Source organism: Streptomyces sp. NPDC031365 (genome assembly GCF_055569765.1).
Genome location: NZ_JBVIIM010000041.1, coordinates 26,840 through 46,676 on the forward strand (window position 1 = coordinate 26,840; position 19,837 = coordinate 46,676).

At 71.0% G+C, this 19,837-nt stretch carries 15 protein-coding genes, 1 other RNA gene and 1 pseudogene; 11 read left to right on the plus strand and 6 right to left on the minus strand.

Translation table 11 applies throughout. From position 1 onward, the window contains the following. Nucleotides 1-45 precede the first annotated feature (45 nt). Entirely contained in the window at nucleotides 46-690 is a 645-nt protein-coding gene (locus ACZ5C2_RS35650; RefSeq protein WP_468800666.1) for a hypothetical protein, read from the plus strand. Nucleotides 691-792: 102 nt separating this feature from the next. On the opposite strand, the gene ACZ5C2_RS35655 is transcribed toward ACZ5C2_RS35650, so the two are convergent. Next, a complete protein-coding gene (locus ACZ5C2_RS35655; RefSeq protein WP_468800669.1) occupies nucleotides 793-987 on the minus strand; it encodes a hypothetical protein in 195 nt (64 codons plus the stop codon). 313 nt (nucleotides 988-1,300) lie between these two features. Here ACZ5C2_RS35655 and ftsE point away from each other — a divergent pair, with 313 nt between their 5' ends. From ftsE to ACZ5C2_RS35685, 6 genes are all read left to right on the plus strand, one after another. Further along, the gene (ftsE, locus tag ACZ5C2_RS35660) at nucleotides 1,301-1,990 is read left to right on the plus strand and encodes a cell division ATP-binding protein FtsE (RefSeq protein ID WP_103543777.1); all 690 of its coding nucleotides are present in this window, start codon (nucleotides 1,301-1,303) and stop codon (nucleotides 1,988-1,990) included. 29 nt (nucleotides 1,991-2,019) lie between these two features. Further along, nucleotides 2,020-2,937, plus strand: a complete 918-nt coding sequence (ftsX, locus tag ACZ5C2_RS35665; RefSeq protein ID WP_468800673.1) for a permease-like cell division protein FtsX — start codon at nucleotides 2,020-2,022, stop codon at nucleotides 2,935-2,937. A 67-nt stretch (nucleotides 2,938-3,004) separates the two neighbouring features. Next, the gene (locus tag ACZ5C2_RS35670; protein WP_468800676.1) at nucleotides 3,005-4,165 is read left to right on the plus strand and encodes a S41 family peptidase; all 1,161 of its coding nucleotides are present in this window, start codon (nucleotides 3,005-3,007) and stop codon (nucleotides 4,163-4,165) included. Nucleotides 4,166-4,225: 60 nt separating this feature from the next. Further along, entirely contained in the window at nucleotides 4,226-4,705 is a 480-nt protein-coding gene (gene smpB, locus ACZ5C2_RS35675; protein WP_468800679.1) for an SsrA-binding protein SmpB, read from the plus strand. A gap of 105 nt (nucleotides 4,706-4,810) precedes the next feature. Continuing rightward, nucleotides 4,811-5,214, plus strand: a transfer-messenger RNA (tmRNA) gene (gene ssrA / locus ACZ5C2_RS35680). Nucleotides 5,215-5,345: 131 nt separating this feature from the next. Then, nucleotides 5,346-6,341 (plus strand): extracellular catalytic domain type 1 short-chain-length polyhydroxyalkanoate depolymerase, encoded by a 996-nt coding sequence (locus ACZ5C2_RS35685; RefSeq protein ID WP_468800682.1) that lies wholly within the window; start codon nucleotides 5,346-5,348, stop codon nucleotides 6,339-6,341. Nucleotides 6,342-6,350: 9 nt separating this feature from the next. Here ACZ5C2_RS35685 and ACZ5C2_RS35690 read toward each other — a convergent pair whose 3' ends face one another. Together ACZ5C2_RS35690 and ACZ5C2_RS35695 are read right to left on the minus strand one after the other, a co-directional pair. Beyond that, nucleotides 6,351-7,352: a LacI family DNA-binding transcriptional regulator gene (locus ACZ5C2_RS35690; RefSeq protein WP_468800685.1), complete on the minus strand. Its 1,002-nt coding sequence runs from the start codon at nucleotides 7,350-7,352 to the stop codon at nucleotides 6,351-6,353. 90 nt (nucleotides 7,353-7,442) lie between these two features. After that, complete coding sequence (locus tag ACZ5C2_RS35695; RefSeq protein ID WP_468800687.1) at nucleotides 7,443-8,759, minus strand: MFS transporter; 1,317 nt, start codon at nucleotides 8,757-8,759, stop codon at nucleotides 7,443-7,445. 83 nt (nucleotides 8,760-8,842) lie between these two features. Here ACZ5C2_RS35695 and ACZ5C2_RS35700 point away from each other — a divergent pair, with 83 nt between their 5' ends. The 4 genes from ACZ5C2_RS35700 to ACZ5C2_RS35715 all read left to right on the plus strand — a co-directional run bounded on the left by ACZ5C2_RS35700 (nucleotide 8,843) and on the right by ACZ5C2_RS35715 (nucleotide 15,293). Then, on the plus strand, nucleotides 8,843-9,811 hold the full coding sequence (locus tag ACZ5C2_RS35700) for a LysR family transcriptional regulator (RefSeq protein ID WP_468800690.1): 969 nt from the start codon (nucleotides 8,843-8,845) through the stop codon (nucleotides 9,809-9,811). A 173-nt stretch (nucleotides 9,812-9,984) separates the two neighbouring features. Then, on the plus strand, nucleotides 9,985-11,775 hold the full coding sequence (locus ACZ5C2_RS35705) for a DNA polymerase III subunit gamma/tau domain-containing protein (RefSeq protein ID WP_468800692.1): 1,791 nt from the start codon (nucleotides 9,985-9,987) through the stop codon (nucleotides 11,773-11,775). Continuing rightward, nucleotides 11,775-13,928: a polysaccharide deacetylase family protein gene (locus tag ACZ5C2_RS35710; protein WP_468800695.1), complete on the plus strand. Its 2,154-nt coding sequence runs from the start codon at nucleotides 11,775-11,777 to the stop codon at nucleotides 13,926-13,928. Before ACZ5C2_RS35705 ends, ACZ5C2_RS35710 begins: the two co-directional genes overlap by 1 nt. A gap of 96 nt (nucleotides 13,929-14,024) precedes the next feature. Next, entirely contained in the window at nucleotides 14,025-15,293 is a 1,269-nt protein-coding gene (locus tag ACZ5C2_RS35715) for an acyltransferase family protein (RefSeq protein ID WP_468800708.1), read from the plus strand. 243 nt (nucleotides 15,294-15,536) lie between these two features. Here the strand turns inward: ACZ5C2_RS35715 and ACZ5C2_RS35720 are convergent. The 3 genes and pseudogenes from ACZ5C2_RS35720 to ACZ5C2_RS35730 all read right to left on the minus strand — a co-directional run. Continuing rightward, nucleotides 15,537-15,971: pseudogene (locus ACZ5C2_RS35720) on the minus strand (transposase); the annotation flags it as partial. Nucleotides 15,972-16,073: 102 nt separating this feature from the next. Beyond that, complete coding sequence (locus tag ACZ5C2_RS35725) at nucleotides 16,074-16,436, minus strand: Scr1 family TA system antitoxin-like transcriptional regulator (RefSeq protein ID WP_468800698.1); 363 nt, start codon at nucleotides 16,434-16,436, stop codon at nucleotides 16,074-16,076. Beyond that, entirely contained in the window at nucleotides 16,348-19,815 is a 3,468-nt protein-coding gene (locus ACZ5C2_RS35730) for a DNRLRE domain-containing protein (RefSeq protein WP_468800700.1), read from the minus strand. Before ACZ5C2_RS35730 ends, ACZ5C2_RS35725 begins: the two co-directional genes overlap by 89 nt. Between the last annotated feature and the right edge of the window lie 22 nt (nucleotides 19,816-19,837).

A 19,837-nucleotide genomic window follows, 5' to 3' on the forward strand; every position in this document is an offset into this window, starting at 1 on the left:
CGAGCGCCGCCTCATTGACGATCAGCTACTGGGGGTAGCAACCACATGACCAAGAAGACGCGGATCCGTGTCGCACGGATCGCGGCCGGCGCCGTGATCGCGGCCGGCGCCTCGCTGACCGCGGCCGGCGCGGCCTCCGCCCTCGACCTCGGTGTGAGCGCCGAGGCGGGCGAAGGCGGCCTCAACGTCGAGGTCGCGGCGGGCCTCGGCGACGAGGACGCGGACGACCCGACCGACCCCGCGCCCACCGACCCCGCGCCCACCGACCCCGCGCCCACCGATGGCCCGGGTGTCCCGACCGACCCCGCGCCCACCGACCCGGAGCCCACGGACCCGGACCCGACCGAGCCCACCGAGGACCCGACCGAGCCCACCGAGGACCCGACCGAGCCCACGGAGGACCCGACCGAGCCCACCGAGGACCCGACCACCCCGGGCAACGGCAACGGTGGCAACGCAGCCGACCCCGATGGCGGTGCCTCGCCCCAGGACGAGGGCTCCTCGTCCCTCACCGACACCGGCGACGACGCCCCGGCCACCTCGGCCCAGGGCAACGGCAAGGAGCTTGCCGAGACCGGTGCCGCCGAGATGACCTTCCTGGTGATCGGTGCCGCCACGATGATCGCCGGCGGTATCGGCTTCCGGGTGCTGCCGCGCCTGATGACCGGCCGCGGCGGCGCCGCCGCCTGACGGTGGCCGCGCGCGTGCACACCGTGCACACGGCGTAGGCGAAGGGCCCGGAGCGCAAGCGCGCTCCGGGCCCTTCGTCCTGTCCTCGCCGCTGTCCCCGGCTCAGACGGTCTGCTGGGCGAGCAGCGCCATCGCCGCGATCAGCACCACCAGCAGGGCGATCAGCGTGACGGGGTTCAGCCCCGCGAAGAAGTTGTTCTCCTGCTGCAGCCGCTCGCGGTTCGCGCGGCACACCGGGCACCGGCCCTCGCTCACGGGCGCGGCGCAGTTCGCGCACACCAGCCGGTCGTACGTCATGCGCTCGCCCTCCTCGCACCGGTTCCAGTCCCCACAACGCCCACGTCGGCGTGAACGTTCCCCCCTTCCACTGTGCCAGGTTCCCGCCGAAGCTGCGCCGGGTCGCTTCGGAAGGGGATTTCCCGGGGGTTTTCGCGGCTGCGGCGGCGTGGGGGTCGCCCGCGCGGTTCGCCGTGCCCCGGAGGGGGGTGTGCTCACCCGGCACCGGAACAAAAAGGGTTCAAGCCTCACACAACCCCTCCGGTGCCTGCGCTTGCCTCCCCGGTTCGCGTATGGTCACGCTCATCTACCCCCGGCTACCCGTGGTGCATCCGTGATCCGATTCGACAACGTGTCCAAGGCCTACCCCAAGCAGAACCGTCCAGCCCTCAGGGATGTCACCCTGGAGGTCGAGAAGGGCGAGTTCGTGTTCCTCGTGGGATCCTCCGGCTCCGGAAAGTCCACCTTCCTGCGGCTGATCCTCCGCGAGGAGCGGGCCAGCCACGGGCAGGTGCACGTCCTGGGCAAGGATCTCGCCCGCGTCTCCAACTGGAAGGTGCCGCAGATCAGGCGCCAGCTGGGGACCGTGTTCCAGGACTTCCGCCTCCTGCCGAACAAGACGGTCGCCGAGAACGTCGCCTTCGCCCAGGAGGTCATCGGCAAGTCCCGCGGTGAGATCCGCAAGTCCGTGCCGCAGGTGCTCGACCTCGTCGGGCTCGGCGGCAAGGAGGACCGCATGCCGGGCGAGCTCTCGGGCGGTGAGCAGCAGCGCGTCGCCATCGCCCGGGCCTTCGTCAACCGGCCCAAGCTGCTCATCTGCGACGAGCCCACCGGCAACCTCGACCCGCAGACCTCCGTCGGCATCATGAAGCTGCTCGACCGCATCAACCGGACGGGCACCACCGTGGTGATGGCGACGCACGACCAGAACATCGTGGACCAGATGCGCAAGCGCGTCATCGAGCTGGAGAAGGGCCGTCTCGTCCGCGACCAGGCACGCGGCGTCTACGGCTACCAGCACTGACGCTCCACGGAAAGGCTTGATCAGACGCCATGCGCGCCCAGTTCGTTCTGTCGGAGATCGGCGTCGGTCTCCGCCGCAACCTGACGATGACCTTCGCCGTCGTCGTCTCCGTCGCCCTGTCGCTCGCCCTGTTCGGCGGGTCGCTCCTGATGAGCGACCAGGTGAACACGATGAAGGGCTACTGGTACGACAAGGTCAACGTCTCCATCTTCCTGTGCAACAAGAGTGACGCCGAGTCCGACCCGAACTGCGCCAAGGGCGCGGTGACCGACGACCAGAAGGGTCGGATCAAGACCGACCTGGAGAAGATGTCGGTCGTCGACTCGGTGTCGTACGAGTCGCAGGACGAGGCGTACAAGCACTACAAGGAGCAGTTCGGCGACTCCCCGCTGGCCAGCTCCCTCACCCCGGACCAGATGCAGGAGTCGTACCGCATCAAGCTGAAGGACCCGGAGAAGTACCAGGTCATCGCCACCGCCTTCGACGGGCGCGACGGCGTGCAGTCGGTGCAGGACCAGAAGGGCATCCTGGACAACCTCTTCGGGCTGCTGAACGGCATGAACTGGGCCGCCCGCGCGGTGATGGCCCTGATGCTGGTGGTCGCCCTGATGCTGATCGTCAACACGGTGCGCGTCTCCGCGTTCAGCCGTCGGCGTGAGACCGGGATCATGCGGCTGGTCGGCGCCTCCGGCTTCTACATCCAGGCGCCGTTCATCATGGAGGCCGCGGTCGCCGGACTCATCGGCGGCACGCTCGCGTGCGGATTCCTGCTGGTCGCGCGGTACTTCATCATCGACCACGGACTGGCCCTGTCCGAGAAGCTGAACCTGATCAACTTCATCGGCTGGGACGCCGTACTGACGAAGCTCCCGCTGATCCTCGCGACGAGTCTGCTGATGCCGGCGCTGGCCGCGTTCTTCGCGTTGCGCAAGTACCTGAAGGTGTGACTCTTGCCCGGAGGGGCGTACGGCCAACCTGCCGTGCGCCCCTTCGTGTTGTCCTAGACTCACCGGCATGTCAGGTCGTGCCCTGTTCTGTCAGCCCCGCCGCATCGGCCGCGGGGCCGCCCTGACCTTGGTGTTCGCCGGTGTGCTGGTCGCCGGTGCGGCCACCGGCAGCCTCCCCGGCACCGACCGCGAGGACACGGCGGAAGGGGCCCCGGCGACCGCTCCCGTGGGCCATCACGCGGAGGTCGCCAGGGCGGTCGAGGAGGCCGCCGCCGACGGCGCGTCCCCCATGGAGGCCGCCCAGCGCGCCGTCAGCCGCAGCGGGGACCGCTGGGCCGCCGTCTACTCCCCGGGCGAGTACGAGGAGTTCGAGGACTCCCTGGACGGCCGTTACACCGGCGTCGGCCTGTGGGCCCGTGAGCGGGACGGGCGTATCGAGGTGACCAAGGTGGGCAGCGACACACCCGCCGCCGAAGCGGGCATCCGCGCGGGGGACCGGCTGCGCAGCGTCGACGGGGAACAGGTCGACGGACGGCCCGTGACGGAGGTCATCTCCATACTGCGGGGCGACGCCGCGGGCGACAGCGCCGGAACCACCGTCCGCCTCGGTCTGGAACGCGGCACGCGCGCGTGGAGCGAGACCGTACGCCGGGCCCGGCTGTCCCAGGACACCGTCACCGTCCGCGAACTGGACTCCCGCGTCACCGTCATCACGGTCGGTGCCTTCACCAGGGGATCCGGCGACGAGGTCCGCACCGCCGTACGGCAGGCCCCGGCGGGCGCCGGGATCATCCTTGACCTGCGGGGCAACTCCGGTGGACTGGTCGCCGAGGCAGCCATCGTGGCCTCCGCCTTCTTCGACGGCGGCCTGGTCGCCACCTACGACGTCGACGGTGAGCAGCGCGCCGTGCACGCCGAGCCCGGCGGCGACACGGCCAGACCCCTGGTCGCACTCGTCGACGGCGGGACGATGAGCGCGGCCGAGCTCCTCACCGGCGCGCTCCAGGACCGCGGACGGGCGGTCGTCGTGGGCTCCCGCACCTTCGGCAAGGGCTCGGTCCAGATGCCGACCACGCTGCCCGACGGCTCCGTCGCCGAGCTGACCGTCGGCCACTACCGCACCCCCTCCGGCCGGGGCGTCGACGGTCAGGGCCTCACGCCCGACCTGGAGGCCGACAAAGAGGCGCTCCAGCGGGCCGAGACGGTCCTCGGCGGACTGGGCCGCTAACCGGTGGTCGGTAATCGGCTTCCCGCCGACCCCCTCCGTAGTGCGAAAATGGGCGGCACTATGGCTAAGGAAAAAGGGCGCAAGCTGATCGCGCAGAACAAGAAGGCGCGGCACGACTACCTCATCATCGATACCTACGAGGCCGGTCTGGTCCTCACCGGCACCGAGGTGAAGTCCCTGCGTCAGGGACGGGCGTCGCTGGTGGACGGCTTCGTCCAGCTCACCGACCACGAGGCGTGGCTGCACAACGTGCACGTGCCGGAGTACAGCCAGGGCACCTGGACCAACCACAGCGCGCGGCGCAGGCGCAAGCTGCTGCTGCACCGCGAGGAGATCGACAAGCTGGCGTCCAAGTCCCAGGAGACGGGGCACACCATCGTGCCGCTCGCCCTGTACTTCAAGGACGGCCGGGCGAAGGTCGAGATCGCGCTGGCCAAGGGCAAGAAGGAGTACGACAAGCGGCAGACGCTGAGGGAGAAGCAGGACCGGCGGGAGACCGACCGGGCGATCTCGGCGGCCCGCAGGAAGCAGCGGGCATAGGCCGCCCCCGCGGAGGGCGGGGGAATACGCTGGCACCGACCCGCGTTGGTCACGTACGATGGCGACAGCACCCCACAGCGGGTGCGTACCTTGAGAAAAAAACATGGGGATGATCGGTTTCGACAGCGGCTGTCGAAGCAGGGGAAGCGTGTCGAGGAAGCGGCCATGATCTCGTAAACCACAGGCCGAAAAAAACAATCGCCAATTCTAAGCGATCTGTCTCCCAGGGCGAGCTCGCCCTCGCTGCCTGATTTTCAGGTAGCGAGCAGCGGCTCCCCTACTTAAGGGAGTGTCAGCCCGGGGATGTTCCCGACCCGGATCCTGGCATCAGCTAGGGAACTAAACCTTGATCCCGGTCACGGGGTGAAGAGGGAAACCACACAGTGACTGAGCCCGTCGGAGACTTGTCGGCGTGATCTCCGGGGCCGAGAAAAGCACAGCCGACTGCACACGGAGAAGCCCTGATTCCGCACCGTTGGACGCGGGTTCGATTCCCGCCATCTCCACTCATCCCATGTGGGCAGGGGCCCCGTCGCTTCGAGCGGCGGGGCCTTTGTCATGCGGCCACATGGCCGGGACCGAGGGATGTGGGGCCCGGCCCCATACCGAGAGGTGGTTCACGCTTCTACCTTCTCTCCCCATGACACAGACCAGAGCCGCACTGCGCCCCACCGTGCTGACGGCCCTCCTGGCCGTCCTCCTCTCCCTCCTCCTCGCGCCCGCCCCGGCCGTCGCCTCCGCCGCCTCAGCCGCCTCCCTTCAGGAGGTCACCGGCTTCGGCGGCAACCCCGGTGCCCTGCGGATGTACCGCTACGTCCCCGACGGGCTGCCGGCCGGCCGGCCCGTGGTCGTCGCCCTGCACGGCTGCACCCAGAACGCCGCCGGATACGCCTCCGGCACGGGCTGGACCCGGCTCGCCGACCGCTGGGGCTTCTCCGTCGTGCTGCCGCAGCAGCAGAGCGGCAACAACCTCAGCCAGTGCTTCAACTGGTTCCAGAACACCGACATCCGGCGCGGACAGGGCGAGGCCGCCTCCCTCGCCCAGATGGTCGACCGGCAACTCGCCGACGTCTCCGGCGACCCCTCGCGCGTGTACGTCACCGGACTGTCCGCCGGCGGCGCGATGACCGCCGTGATGATGGCCACGTACCCGGAGAAGTTCGCCGCGGGCGGTGTCGTCGCCGGGCTGCCGTACGGATGCGCCGAGGCCGCCGGATCGCCGTACGTCTGCATGTACGTCGGTGCGACGCAGACCCCGCGGCAGTGGGGCGACCGGGTGCGTGCCGCGCGGCCCGGCCACACCGGTCCCTGGCCCGCGCTCACCGTCCTGCACGGCACGGCCGACTACACGGTGAGGCCCGCCAACATGACCGGCCTGGTGGAGCAGTGGACCGACGTGCACGGCGCCGACCGCACCGCCGACGTCAGTGACACCGTCGCCGGTCACCCGCACCAGGTCTTCCGCGGCCCGGAGGGGAACGCGGTCGTCGAGACGTACAGCCTCACCGGCATGGGACACGGCCAGCCCGTCGACCCCGGCAGCGGGGACGAGCAGTGCGGGGCGGCCGGGGCGTACTTCCTGGACGTGGGTCTGTGTGCCGCGTACCGGCTCGGAAAGGCCTGGGAACTGGGCTGAACCGGTGTGTCACACCCCGCGCGGTGCCGTGCTCGCCCGTTCCGTCAGACACGGCGGCAGCAGCGTGGCCCCCGGTACGGGAGCGCCGGACAGCTTCCGCATCAGCAGACGCACCGCGCGGGTGCCCAGTTCGGCGGACGGCACGGCGACCGAGGTGAGCGGTATGCGGGCCGACGCGGCCATGGGGGCCGGGCAGACGGCGGTGAGGGACAGTTCGCCCGGGACGCGCAGCCCCAGCTGCTCGAACGCGTCCATCAGCGGGTCGAGGAGCGGTTCGTTGTGCACCACCACGGCGGTCAGCGCGGGCAGTTCGCGCAACAGCCGTTCGGCGACCGCGCGGGCGGCCTCCCGGCCGGTGTCGCACGGATGCACGGTGGAGGTGAGCCGGTGCCGGTCCGCTGCCGAGGTGAAGCCCTCCACGAGCCTGCGCGCGAACGCGGTCCGTCGTACGTACACCTCCGGCGGTGAGCCGACCAGCGCCACGACCCGGTGCCCGAGCCGCGCCAGATGCTCCACGCACAGCTCACCGGCCGCCCGGAAATCCAGGTCGACACAGGTCAGCCCGTCCGGCTCGGCGGGCACGCCGACCAGTACGGACGGTAAGGAGCGGGAACGCAGCAGCGGCAGCCGGGGATCCTGGAGCTGTACGTCCGTCACGATCACCGCGTCCGCGAGTCCCGCCCCGGCGACGCGCCCTATTCCCTCGCCGTCCCCCCGGGTGAGCAGCAGGACGTCGTGGTCGTGGGCGCGGGCGGCGGTGACCACCGACACCGCGAACTGTGTCATCACGGGCACATGGATGCCGGAGCGCATCGGGACGGCCAGGGCCAGCACCTTCGACGCGCGGCCTGCCGGCGGCCGGCCGGTGACCGCGTGGTAGCCCAGCTCGCGTACGGCAGCCTGGACCCGGCGCCGGGTCGCGTCGGAGATCGGCCGCTTGCCGCTGAGTGCGTACGAGACCGTACTGGGGGAGACCCCGGCGCGCCGGGCCACATCGGTGATCTTCACCATCGGAGGTTCCTCACTGGCACGGTCCGCGGGGGGCGGAAAGCGGTGTCGAAGCGCTTCGACGGGTGAAGGTATGTGCGGGACCAGTGGTCGTCAATGGGGTGTGCGTGAATCGGTGGAGCGGTTCGACGGCCCGAGCGGGACCAGGGCACACAGGGCGACGAGAAACGCGGTCGCGGCCGCCGCCACCGGCACGCCGTATCCGGCCGCCGGCAGGACGTGCTCCACGGTCCAGCCGCCGGCCGCGCTGCCGCAGGCGATCCCGCCGAGCAGACCGGTGACCGCGAGCGTCATGCCCTCGTTCAGCCGGCCCCCGGGGGTGTACCGCTGCACCAGGGTCATGGTGGTGACCATCGTCGGGGCGGTCGCCATCCCGGCGACCAGGAGCGCGCCCGCGAGGACCGGGAGCGAGCCGGTGAGACCCGCCGCGAGCAGGGGCAGGGTCATCAGCGCGGTCATCGAGGCCAGGCACCACGGCAGCCGGGACCGTGCGGACCCGGCCGGGCGTATCGCCCCGTACAGCAGCCCCGCCGCACAGGAACCGGCCGCCTGGAGCGCGAGTACCGCGCCGGACGCCGCGCGGTGCCCCTGCGCGTCGGCGAACGCGATGGTGACGACCTCCATCGAGCCGAACACCGCGCCCGTCGCCAGGCACACGGCCAGCAGCGGGCGCATGCCGGGCGCCCGGAACGGAGCCCGCGCGGTGGCACGCCGGACGGCCGGGGGCTCGGTCGACCGCTGGGCGGTGAACAGCAGGACACCCGTCAGCAGCAGTACCGCGCCGACGAGCGTGCCCGCCTCCGGGAAGAGCGCCGTGCACAGGAAGACCGCGAGGACGGGGCCGAGCATGAAGCACAGTTCGTCCGCGGCCTGTTCGAAGGAGTTGGCGGTGTGCAGCGCTTCGGGGCTGTCCTTCAGCAGGTGCGCCCAGCGGGCCCGGGACATGCCGCCGGTGTTGGGGGTGGTGGCGGTGGCGGCGTAGGAGGCGAACAGGGTCCAGTCGGGGGCGCCGTGACGCACGCAGAGCAGCAGCGTCAGCGAGCCGAGCACGGCGACCGCGGTGGCCGGCAGGGCGATACGGGCCTGCCCGTACCGGTCGACCAGGCGCGCGGTCCACGGCGCGGCCACCGCCGTCGCCGCCAGGCCGGTCGCGGTGACGGCACCGGCCAGGGCGTACGAACCCCGTGTTCCGGCGATCATCAGGACCGCGCTCACGCTCAACATGCCCATCGGCAGCCGGGCGATCAGGTTGCCCGCCGTGAAGGCGCGGGCGCCGGGCAGCGCGAAGAGACGGCGGTACGGGCCCTCGGTGCGGGGCCCGTCGCGGGTGCGCGGGCGGAAGTCGACGGCGACCAGGGTGTCGGCGGTGACCGTGAGCAGGAGAGTGTCCCGGGATGTCGGCTGCGGCATGGCTCCACCGTCGTCCCTGGTCACGCGGCCGGTCCAACACCTTTCCGGTGCCGATTCACGCACCGGTGTTGTAAGTTCACCGGATGCCCGCCCCCGCCCACCTCGACCCCCGCCTGCTGCGCGCCTTCGTGACCGTCGCCGACGAACTGCACTTCACCCGTGCCGCCGCGCGCCTCTACGTCGCCCAGCAGGCGCTCAGCCGGGATGTACGGCGGCTGGAACGGGAGCTGGGCAGTGAGCTGTTCGTCCGGACCACGCGCCAGGTGACGCTCACCGCCGACGGCGAACGTCTGCTGCCGTACGCCCGCGCGGTGCTCCAGGCGCAGGACGACCTGCTCGTCGCCGCCGGACAGGCGCGGCCCCTGCTGGTCGACCTCAACTCCCCGGGTCTTGAGACTCCGCGCCGGGTGCTGCACCGGGCCCGTGAACTCGCCCCGGACCACGAACTGATGGCCCGCTACGAGAGCGGGCTGACCTGGGCCGCGGGAGAACTGCTCGCGGGGCGGCTCGACGCGTCGTTCGGGCGGTTCGCGGGACTCGCCCCCGCTCTGCGGTCCGGGCTCGACCAGCAGCCGGTGCGGTACGAACCGATGGCGATCGTGCTGCCCGAGGACCACCCGCTGGCCCCACTGACCGAGGTGCCGCTGGCCGCGCTGGCCGGCGAGACGGTGTACGCCGGGGCCGGGAACCCCCGTACACCGGAGTGGACCGACCTCGCGCGACAGCTGTTCGAGGGTCGGGGGATCGCGCTCGCGCCGCCCGCGCCACTGGCCGTCGGGGAGGAGGAGTTCCAGCGGATCATGGCCCTGACACGGCACCCGATCCTCGCCGTCGTAGACTTCCCGCCGTTGCCGTCGACGGTGCTGCGGCCTCTCGTGGCCCCGGTTCCGTTGTCGCCCGTGTCCCTGGTGTGGCGAAAGGGAATGATTCATCCCGCTCTGGAGGGGCTTCGGCGGGCTGCGGCGGTGGTCGCCGCGGAAGAGGGCTGGTTGCGGGCGCCGGGGGAGGGGTGGGTTCCGGCCAGCGACTCCGTCGTGATGGCGTCCCCGTGATGTCTCGCAATCGACACGAAAGGCCAGGCGGCAAACACGGAACCTCCGCGTGCGCTACATTCAATGCCCGAGCACAGTGTGATAAACGGGGCGCTTGGAGCGGGTGGGGGCCCGGTCCGACGGCGGGTGCTCAGGTCGTATGCGCACCCGGAACTGTCCCTGGGGGGAAGTGCGTGCGCGTGGAAAAGTGGCGGGAAGACGCCCAACCCGGAGAGCTCGAGGACGCGACGGCGTCCGAGGAGCGACCGGACAACGCCGAAGACGGGAAGTCCGCGGAGGCCGACTCGATCGAGGACCGCTGGGCCCGCATCGGAGTCTTCCCCACCGTCACCAACACGCCCCCGCGCGGCCCCGCCCGGAACGAGGATCACACCGTGTTCCTGCGCAGGGACGCCCTGCGCGGTGACCAGGTGCACAGCCCCCGCGATCAGGGAGCCGCCGCCACGCCGCCGCGCGGCGCGCAGGCGGACAGCCCGCGCGACGCGGACCGTTCCGCCCGCCCCCGAGGGGAGGCCGCGGGCGCCCCGCGCGACGCGGCTGCCGTCCTGGGTCCGCGCGGCGAGCGGACGCCCGGCCCGTGGAACGCGGACCGGACGGCACGACTGCTGAGCGACCGCGCGCAAGCGGGCGTGCCCGCCGATCTCCACGGAAGTCACCCGGCCGAGCCGCCCGTCGGGCACGTGTCCAACCCCAGGAGCACGAACAGGGCCGCGGGCCCGCGCGGCGAGCACGCGGACAGCCCGTCGGTCTCGCGGAGCGACCGCGCGGACGGCCGACGGGACGCCGGTGGTGTCCCGTACGCCAACGGTGGACGCCCGCCCGGCACGAACCGGGCCGCGGGCCCGCGCGCCGAGCGCATGGATGCCCCGGGGGACGCCGGCCGGAGCGCGGCCCCGTTCCGCAGGGAGCCCGTGGACGCCCCGCGTGGCGTGGACGGCGTAACGACACCGCGTGGCGAGTGGGGCGGCGGCCCGCGCGGTGACGGAGTGAAGGGCGTGGCGGGTCCGCGGGGTGCGGAGCCCGCCGCCGGGTTCCGTGGTGAGCCCGCGGACGGTCCGCCGGACATGGAGCGCACCACGGTGCTGCGCCGTCCCGCCGCCCCGGTGAAGAGCCCTTGGCCGACTTCTGCGGCGGGCGTGGCCGCCGGTGCCTCCCTCCGGGACCCGTGGCAGGAGGAGCCCGCCGGTGAGGCCGCCGCGGCCACGCACGATCCGCACGAGGTGACCGTCCAGCTCGACGCCGTACAGTTCGGGGACGGCGTGCTGCGCGGGGCCCCCGCCACTCCGAAGAGCGGGGCCCCGGACGGCGCCGACGGGCCCGTGTTCGTCGACGAGTCCGGCCGCCGCAGCCGCAGATACCGCCGTATCGGCATGGCCGTCGGTCTCGCCTGCGCCGGCTACGCCGCCGTCCTCGTCGCCACGCTGCTGTCCGGCAACTCCGACGCTCCCTGGCTGCCCGTGCCCGGACAGCAGCAGGGGGAGCGGCCCGCGGGGAAGGTCGAGACCTCCCCGGGGGCCGGCGAGACGGACGCCACTCCCGGCGCCGGCACCAGCCTCCTCCCGGGAGGCTCCCCGAGCGCCGGCGCACCCACCGTGCCCGAGCCCGGCGTCAGCATCCCCGCACCCGGCGCGACCGCCGGCCAGGACAAGCCCGGTTCGACCGCCGACCCGGAGCCGACCGCGACCCAGAAGACCCGGAATCCGGGCTCCGGTGACACCTCCACGTCGGAAGCCCCCGTGGAAACGCCGACCACCCCGCCGGCGGACCCGACCTCGCCGGCCGACGATCCCGATCCGGAGACGACCGCGCCCACGGGTGGCGGCGACGGCGGCACCGGTGTCGACACCGCGGCGGACACCGTCGCCGGCGGCAACGACGCCCAGCCGGTCGCCGCAGAGAACCCCGGGGCCGAGCCGGAACGTCCCGCCACGTCCGCCGCACCGTCCCCGGAGAACGTCCTGTGATGGCATCCCGAACCCGCCGTCGCCGTGTGCCTCTGCGTCTGCTGCTGCCGCTGCTCTTCCTCGTCGCCCTGATGGCGATGCTCATGCTGCGCGGCTACGTGCACAGCGAAATCCTCGCCGACCACCGCGTCCAGCCCGGGACCGCGGCCGACCGGGTGCCGGACAAGATCCTGGAGGGCGGCCCGGTCATCGACACCCGGGGCGGCCGCGCGGAGACCCTGCGCGTGCCCGACCGGCACGTCGTCCTCACCTTCGACGACGGCCCCGACCCGGTGTGGACCCCCAAGGTCCTGGACGTGCTGGAGAAGCACGACGCGCACGCCGTCTTCTTCGTCACCGGGACAATGGCCTCCCGCTACCCCGACCTCGTCCGCCGCATGGTCGCGGAGGGCCACGAGATCGGTCTGCACACCTTCAACCACCCCGACCTCTCCCTGCAGTCGAAGGACCGCATCGACTGGGAGCTGTCCCAGAACCAGCTCGCCATCACGGGCGCCGCGGGCATCCGCACCTCCCTCTTCCGGCCGCCGTACTCCTCCCAGGCCGGCGCCATGGACAACGCCTCCTGGCCGGTCACCCAGTACATCGGCGACCGCGGCTACATCACCGTCGTCAACACCGCCGACAGCGAGGACTGGCGCAAGCCGGGCGTCGACGAGATCATCCGCCGCGCCACGCCCAAGGACGGCAAGGGCGGCATCGTCCTGATGCACGACTCCGGCGGCGACCGCCACCAGACCGTGCGGGCGCTGGACCGGATGATGCCCGACCTGAAGGCCAAGGGCTACGCGTTCGACAACCTCACCGAGGCCCTGGAGGCGCCCAGCGCGCACTCCCCGGTGACCGGCGTCGAGCTGTGGAAGGGCAAGGCCTGGGTCTTCCTCGTCCAGGCCTCCGACAACATCACCGGTGTCCTCGTGGTCGGTCTCGCGATCATCGGCTTCCTGGTCATCGGCCGCTTCGTGCTGATGCTCGTCCTGTCGGCCGCGCACGCCCGCAAGGTGCGCCGCAAGGGCTTCGCCTGGGGACCGCCGATCACCGAACCGGTGACGGTGCTGGTGCCGGCGTACAACGAGGCCAAGTGCATCGAGGACACGGTGCGTTCCCTCGTCGAGAGCGACCACCCCATCGAGGTCATCGTCATCGACGACGGCTCCAGTGACGGCACCGCGCGGATCGTGGAGTCGCTGGGCCTGCCGGGCGTCCGGGTGGTCCGCCAGCTCAACGCGGGCAAGCCCGCCGCCCTCAACCGCGGTGTGGCCAACGCCCGCTGCGACATCATCGTGATGATGGACGGCGACACCGTCTTCGAGCCGACCACCGTCCGCGAACTGGTGCAGCCCTTCGGCGACCCGCGCGTCGGCGCCGTCGCGGGCAACGCCAAGGTCGCGAACAAGGACAAGCTGATCGGCACCTGGCAGCACATCGAGTACGTGATGGGCTTCAACCTCGACCGCCGTATGTACGACGTCCTGCGCTGCATGCCCACCATCCCCGGCGCCGTCGGCGCGTTCCGCCGTTCCGCGCTGGAGCGGGTCGGCGGCATGAGCGACGACACGCTCGCCGAGGACACCGACATCACCATGGCCATCCACCGCGACGGCTGGAAGGTGGTCTACGCGGAGAACGCCCGCGCGTGGACCGAGGCCCCCGAGTCGGTGCAGCAGCTGTGGTCCCAGCGCTACCGCTGGTCCTACGGAACCATGCAGGCGATCTGGAAGCACCGCCGCGCGGTGATCGACCGGGGTCCCTCGGGCCGCTTCGGCCGGGTCGGACTCCCGCTGGTCTCCCTCTTCATGGTGCTGGCCCCGCTGCTCGCCCCGCTCATCGACGTGTTCCTCATCTACGGCCTGGTCTTCGGCCCGACCCGCGCGACGATCCTGGCCTGGTTCGGCGTCCTCGCCATCCAGGCGGCCTGCGCGGCCTACTCCTTCGCCCTCGACAAGGAGAAGCTCACCCCGCTGCTGTCGCTGCCCCTGCAGCAGATCCTCTACCGGCAGCTGATGTACGTCGTGCTGCTCCAGTCCTGGATCACGGCGCTCACCGGCGGACGGCTGCGCTGGCAGAAGCTGCGGCGCAAGGGCGGCATCTCGGCCCCGCCGGGAGCCTCCGCCCAGCAGCCGCGGGCCATGGGCGGCAGCCCGGTGGCGTAGGTCCCGCTCGTCACATTCCCGCCTCCCCGGCGACGCACCAGGAAGACCCACGACGTGACCGCACCTCTCCTGCCGGCCGGCCCGAACGCGACGGACTTGACGGAAGCGACGAACGGGGCGGACGGATCGAACGCCCCGTCCGCCCCGTCCGCCCCGTCCGCCCCCTCCCGCCCGGCACCGTCCGAACCGGCCGTCCGCCCACCTGCCCGGGACCGCTACTTCGACCTGCTCCGCGCGGTCGCCCTGTTCCGTGTCGTCCTCTACCACCTGGTCGGCTGGGCCTGGCTGCCCGTCGTCTTCCCGTCCATGGGCGTGATGTTCGCCCTGGCGGGCAACCTGATGGCCCGCTCCCTGAAGCGCCCCGCCGTCCAGGTCGTACGCGGCAGGATGCGCCGGCTGCTGCCCCCGCTGTGGCTGCTCGGCGCGATCGGCGTGGCGGGCATGCTCGCCCAGGGCTGGAGCCCCGACGACGACGGCCACCCCGGCTGGTGGTTCCTCCACCTCACCTTCTGGGTGCTGCCGCTGAGCGACCCGCCCTACGCCGAGGGCGTCGCCGGGATCGAGGGCCTGCTCGGCGAGGACTGGGCCGCCGAACTCGCGGGCCCGCTCTGGTACATCCGCGCCTACCTCTGGTTCGTCCTGCTCTCCCCGTACCTCCTCAAGCTGCTGCGCGCTCTGCCGTGGCCGACGATCGCCGCGCCGCTGGTCCTGTCGGCGGTCCTGGAGTTCGGCTGGCTCGCCCTGCCCAGCGAGCGGATCGACTCGGCGCTCACCGACTTCAGCACCTTCGGCGCCTGCTGGATCCTCGGCATGGCCCACCAGCAGGGCGTGCTCAAGCGCCTCCCGCGGTACGTCGTGCCGTCGCTCGCGCCGATCGTCGCCGCCTTCGGCCTCTGGTACGCCTTCCACCAGGGCTTCAGCACCGGACACGACCTCGACTCCATCCCCTTCGCGCAGGCCGTGTGGTCGTTCGCGACGGTTCTCCTGCTGCTGCACATCAGCCCCTCGTGGGCCGAGTGGCCGCGCCGGCTGCGCCGCTGGGTCCGCCCGATCACCCTGCTCAACTCCCGCGCGGTGACGATCTACCTGTGGCACAACGTGTGCATCCTGGTCGCCGCCACGCTCTACGACCGGCTGTGGGGCTTCGAGACCCTGGAGCTCAACGTGCCCTGGCTGCTGGAGAGTCCCTGGCCGGTCCTGGTCCTGGCGTGGATCCTGATCTCCGGCTGTGTGCTGGCCTTCGGCTGGGTGGAGGACCTCGCGGCCAAGCGTCGGCCCCGGCTGTGGCCGGACGGCCCAACAGGCGGCCGCGGTGCCGGCCACGGCGGCGGCAAGCGTCGGGCCCGGCCGCGAGCGCGGGCCTGAGCCACCCGCCGGTGCCCGCGCCGGGTTGCCGCCATCGACTTCACCAGCCTCCGGCGCCGTATGTCCGGCCGGCGGCCCGGACCCGTAGGGCCGAACCGTCCCGCCGCGTACGGCACTCCGCCCGCCCCGCGCAGTACGGCACTCCGTCCCGGGCACCCTGATCTGACCTTCAGCACCACCCCTCGTACGGGACTGTGAATCGTTCGGCTCTGGCCCGTAGTGGGTGGTGACGTCGGGTAGCCGTCAGGGCAGGAGAATGCGGTGGCGGAGGAGGTCGAATCCGGCGCGTCCGTGCATCTGTCTCATGATCCTCTTGGTGCGAGTGTTGACGCCCTCGGTGCGGCCGTTGTGGTACGGCAGGGTGAGGCCGGCGTTGACGGCGGCCCGGTCGATTTCGAGGCCGTTGGTGAAACTGCGCAGGTGGGGCAGTGCGGCAGCGCGGGCAGTGGCGATCCACTCGATGAGTTTGATGTCGTTGCCCTCGGCCGGTTTCAGCAGGGCGGCGAAACCGCGTATGAGACCGGCGAGCGTGGTCATTTCCGGGCAGGCCGCGGCGATCTTCTCCAGCGGGGTCGTTTCCTTCGGGCGCAGCTTCTCGGGGTCGGTGAGCAGGAGCCGGCTGGCATGGCGCGGGGTGGTGACGGGGCGGTCGCCTTCGGCGCGGCCCTGGTTGAGGTACATCAGCCACGGTCGGACTCGACGTGGCCGAGCAGGATGTTCCACGGCGGAGAGCGAGAGCCCTGCACTCACGTCCAGTCCCAGCGCGGTGAGGTAAGCAACTCACCTCCCGCAACGCCCCGCCCAGGCTCCCCCTGGGCGGCTGCGGTAACAGAACGTCCTGGCCATCTGTCCGGCCATCACGTCACGCCCGTCGGCCTGTTGGCGCAGCGCGGTTTCGCTCAGGATGAGCCTCATCGGTAGCGGATCGGTCGTCCGTGTCAGCAGCGCCTGTCGGTCGGCCCTCAGTCGCACCCGGGCCTCGCTCTCTTCCTCGCTCAGTGCGCCCGGACCCGCTTTTCCAAGGAAGCGGGTCCGGGCGTTTGGGGTCGGCAGGTCAGCCGATGGCGATGCGGGTTTTCCAGTGACTGTTCTGTCCGATGATCTCTGTGCCGGATCCGGACAGAACGGTCTTGCTCCCTGCATAGAAGCGTACGGATCCGTCGGAGCGTACGGCCCAGATGTCGGGTATGGCGTCGCCGTTGGCATCGGGGGTTCCGATCAGCAGCGGAATGCTGGTGCTGGACCAGCCGGAGGAACCGTAGACGGCGTCAACGCCGTCGGCGGAGTTGGCGCCGGAGGCCAGGGAGGTCAGGTCGGTTCCGCCGCCGGCGGCCCTGATGCCCTTGCGGAAGAGGAGCCGGCTTGAGACGTCGGTGCGGAAGACCAGATCCGTCACCCCGTCGCCGCTGACGTCGGCCACGGTGACGATGTCGCGGTCGGCCCAGGGCGTGGAGGACAGCCGGATCGCCTTGTCGATGGTGGCGCCGTGGTAGCCGGTGAAGGCCCAGATCTCCTCGCCCACGGTGGCGAAGAAGTCCGTGCGGCCGTCTCCGGTGGCGTCGCCCGCGGAGACGATCTGGGTGAGGGAGGCGGGGCTGGGTGCGTTGGAGGGCAGGAGGATCTCGATCCGGCGGTCGATGTTGACCGCGCCGTAGCCGTCGCCGGGGTAGACCCAGAGCTTGCCGCCGACGCGGACGACCAGGTCCTGGAGGCCGTCACCGCCGTAGATGTCGCCGTTGTGGGTGATCAGGGAGTCCTTGAAGTGACCGGAGGGTGCGGCGACGAACGGTGGAAGACCGTCCTGGGAGCCCGGGTCCTTGGCGGGATTGGCACGGTAGGCGCCGGACATGGAGTAGTCGAGGTCACCGCTGGCGCGGGCGAGGTCGGGTGTGGCCTGGGACGGGTAGAGAGCGAGATTTCCCCCAACGGTCACGGCCATGAGGTCGGCGAGGCCGTCGCCCGTGAAGTCGCCGGGGCTGTCGGCTTCGTCGCGCGGGCTGACGTAGAAGAAGTAGAGGGCCGGGTCGGAGGGGTTGCCCGCCGAGTCGACAGCACGGATGTACAGGACGTTGGGGCCGGCTGTCGGGGGCTTGGCGTCGGCGATGGTCGTCGGGGTGGTGACGGCCGTTCCGGCGGTACGGCTCTTGGAGAAGTTGTAGTTGGCACCGTTGAAGGAGTACTCGAAGCGGACAGTGTCGGTGGAGCCGGCGTAGACGGTGAAGGAGCCCGCCGTACCGAACTTCAGCTTCGACCAGTTGGCGTCCTCGGCGTCGTTCCCGAAGCCGTTCTCCGCGCCGTCTGCGTTGGGGAAGTCGGTGGAGGTGACTTTGGGGCGCTTGGGCGGGGCGGTGTCCAGGATGAACCGGCAGGGCGTTTTGGCCGGCGAGTAGCCGGAAGTGGCGCCCTTGTCGTCGATGCCGCGGACCCGCCAGGAGTAGAGGGTGCCGTTGGTCAGTTTGCTGGTGGAGAAGGCGGGTGTGGAGCGCAGGGCGTCGCCGCCGTCACTGCCGGTGGAAACCTTGCCCGTGGAGCCGAGTATGTCGCCGGTGGAGCCCCATTTGCCGGTGGGCCAGAGGTCGAAGTCCAGGTAGTCGAGGTTGTTGTCCTTGTCTTTCCCTCGCGCGGTGAAGGTGACGCTGCCCGTGCCCATCCGGACGTACGGCTCGGTGGTGGTGCACTTGGCGTCGGGGGACAGGTCGAGGTTGGTGGGGGACGAAGGGCGACGGTTGTAGACGAGTTCGAGTGCCGGTCCGTTGTCGCCGTTGGCCTGGAACTTCTTCCAGGAGTACTGGGATTTCTCGTTTCGGGCACGCAGACCGAAGGTGATTTTGGAGCGGCCGAGGTCGGCGTAGTTCTGTGCGGCCTTCTTCACGTCGAAGGTCTCGTAGGCGTCGCGGCAGCCGGATTTGTAGCCGTGTGCGAAGCTGCGGGTCTGCAACTTGTTGCCGTCGGTGAGTTTCGGGGCGTTCTTCCAGTTGGTCTTCTTGCTGATCGCTCCGGTGACGTGGACGCTCATCGAGCGGGCGCTGCAGGACCAGGAGTACGTTTCCAGGAGGCGCAGCTTGGCGCTGCTGATCTTCGCGCCCTTGAGGTTCTTGTCGAAGTCCATGTTGAAGAAGGAACGCGAAGTGCCCCAGGTGTCGGACTCGAAGCCGACCCGGGCCTCGTGGGTGCCGCCCTTGTTGAAGCCCTTGCCGTTGTAGAAGGTGGCGTTGGGGTGCCGGCTGTAGGCGGTCGTCCAGTTGTCCATGTGCTTGGTGACGGACGGGTCGATGAAGACCGGGTAGGTCGTTTCCGGAGCGTTGAGGAAGTTCAGGTCCGGGGTGATGACCCAGTTGTCGTCCGAGAGGTCGGACTCCACGGTGTTGCCCAGGGAGTCCGGGGATGGTCCGTCGAGCAGTGGGAGCGAGAGGGTTGCCGCTGGTCCGCTCTGCGAGGGGTCTGGGGTGGGTTCGGCGGGAGCGGTGGGTGTGGCGGTCTCCGAGGGGATGACTTCTGGGTCGTCAGTGGGGGTGGGCAGGCTCGGGGCTTCGGATTCCCGGTCGGTCTGCTCGTCCGACTCGGCGTCGTTCGTCGCCTCCTCGGCCGGCACCGCTTCCGGTGTCCAGGACGTCGAGTTGCTGGGCTCAGGGCTCTCCGAGCCGGTCGGCTGGGCAGTGGCTCCGACCTGTCCGTCGGTGATGGCGGGCTGGCCGGTGGAGTCCCACATCAGCGGGGTGCCAGAGCTGGCCACTTCGTTGCCGTAGAAGGTTTCGGCGGTGAGGACGCCGGACAGTGGGTCGAGGCGGAAGGTCAGGTCTTGGGAGGTGATGCCGTACGAGAGCTGCTGCACCAGCGGGTTGGCTGCGGCCGCCCGGTTCTTCAGGACGAGGAGCTGGGCGAAGCCGTCGTTGTCCGCTGTGAGGACCAGGTCGGCGCCGGGGAAGATCTCCGGGTACAGGGCGCGCGAGCCGTCGATGATGGGGGCCGGGACCGGTCCCGGCCAGGTGAGCTGGATGGCGTACTCACCGGCATCGCCCACATAAAGCGTGACAAGATCGCTCGCTCCGGCCCCGGCGGGAGCGTCTTTTACCAGTGACACACGCTGGCCCCCGGCCCGGGAGGCCCGCTCCGGGTCCTGCTTCTTGCCTGATCCCGCGGTGAACACCATCCGGGCGCTGGTGGCCGTGGTCTCCCAGCCGGCCTTGCTGCGCCGCAGATCCGTGTCGATCGCGCGCCATTCGCCGTCCTTGCGGACCCGGATCGGTGAGGCGTGGAACCTTTTGGCGAGCTGGCCGTCGGGACGGGCCCAGGTGGTGGAGCGCTCGGTGCGGTCCGCGGTGACCTCGACCTGCTTGCCCGTGCGGGCGGCTTGGACGAAGGCGGCGCTCTCGGTGACCGCCTTCGCCCGCTGGGGTTCGGTCTGCTGTTGTCCGTCGGAGCGCGTGTACCCGGCGTAAGCGATGCCGGTCGCTGCGACCGCCGTGGCGAGGGCGAACGCCAGGGTGCGGCGTCCGGGCCTGCGTGGCTGAGTGGTTGGCATCGTGAGAGGTCCCTTTCCCCAT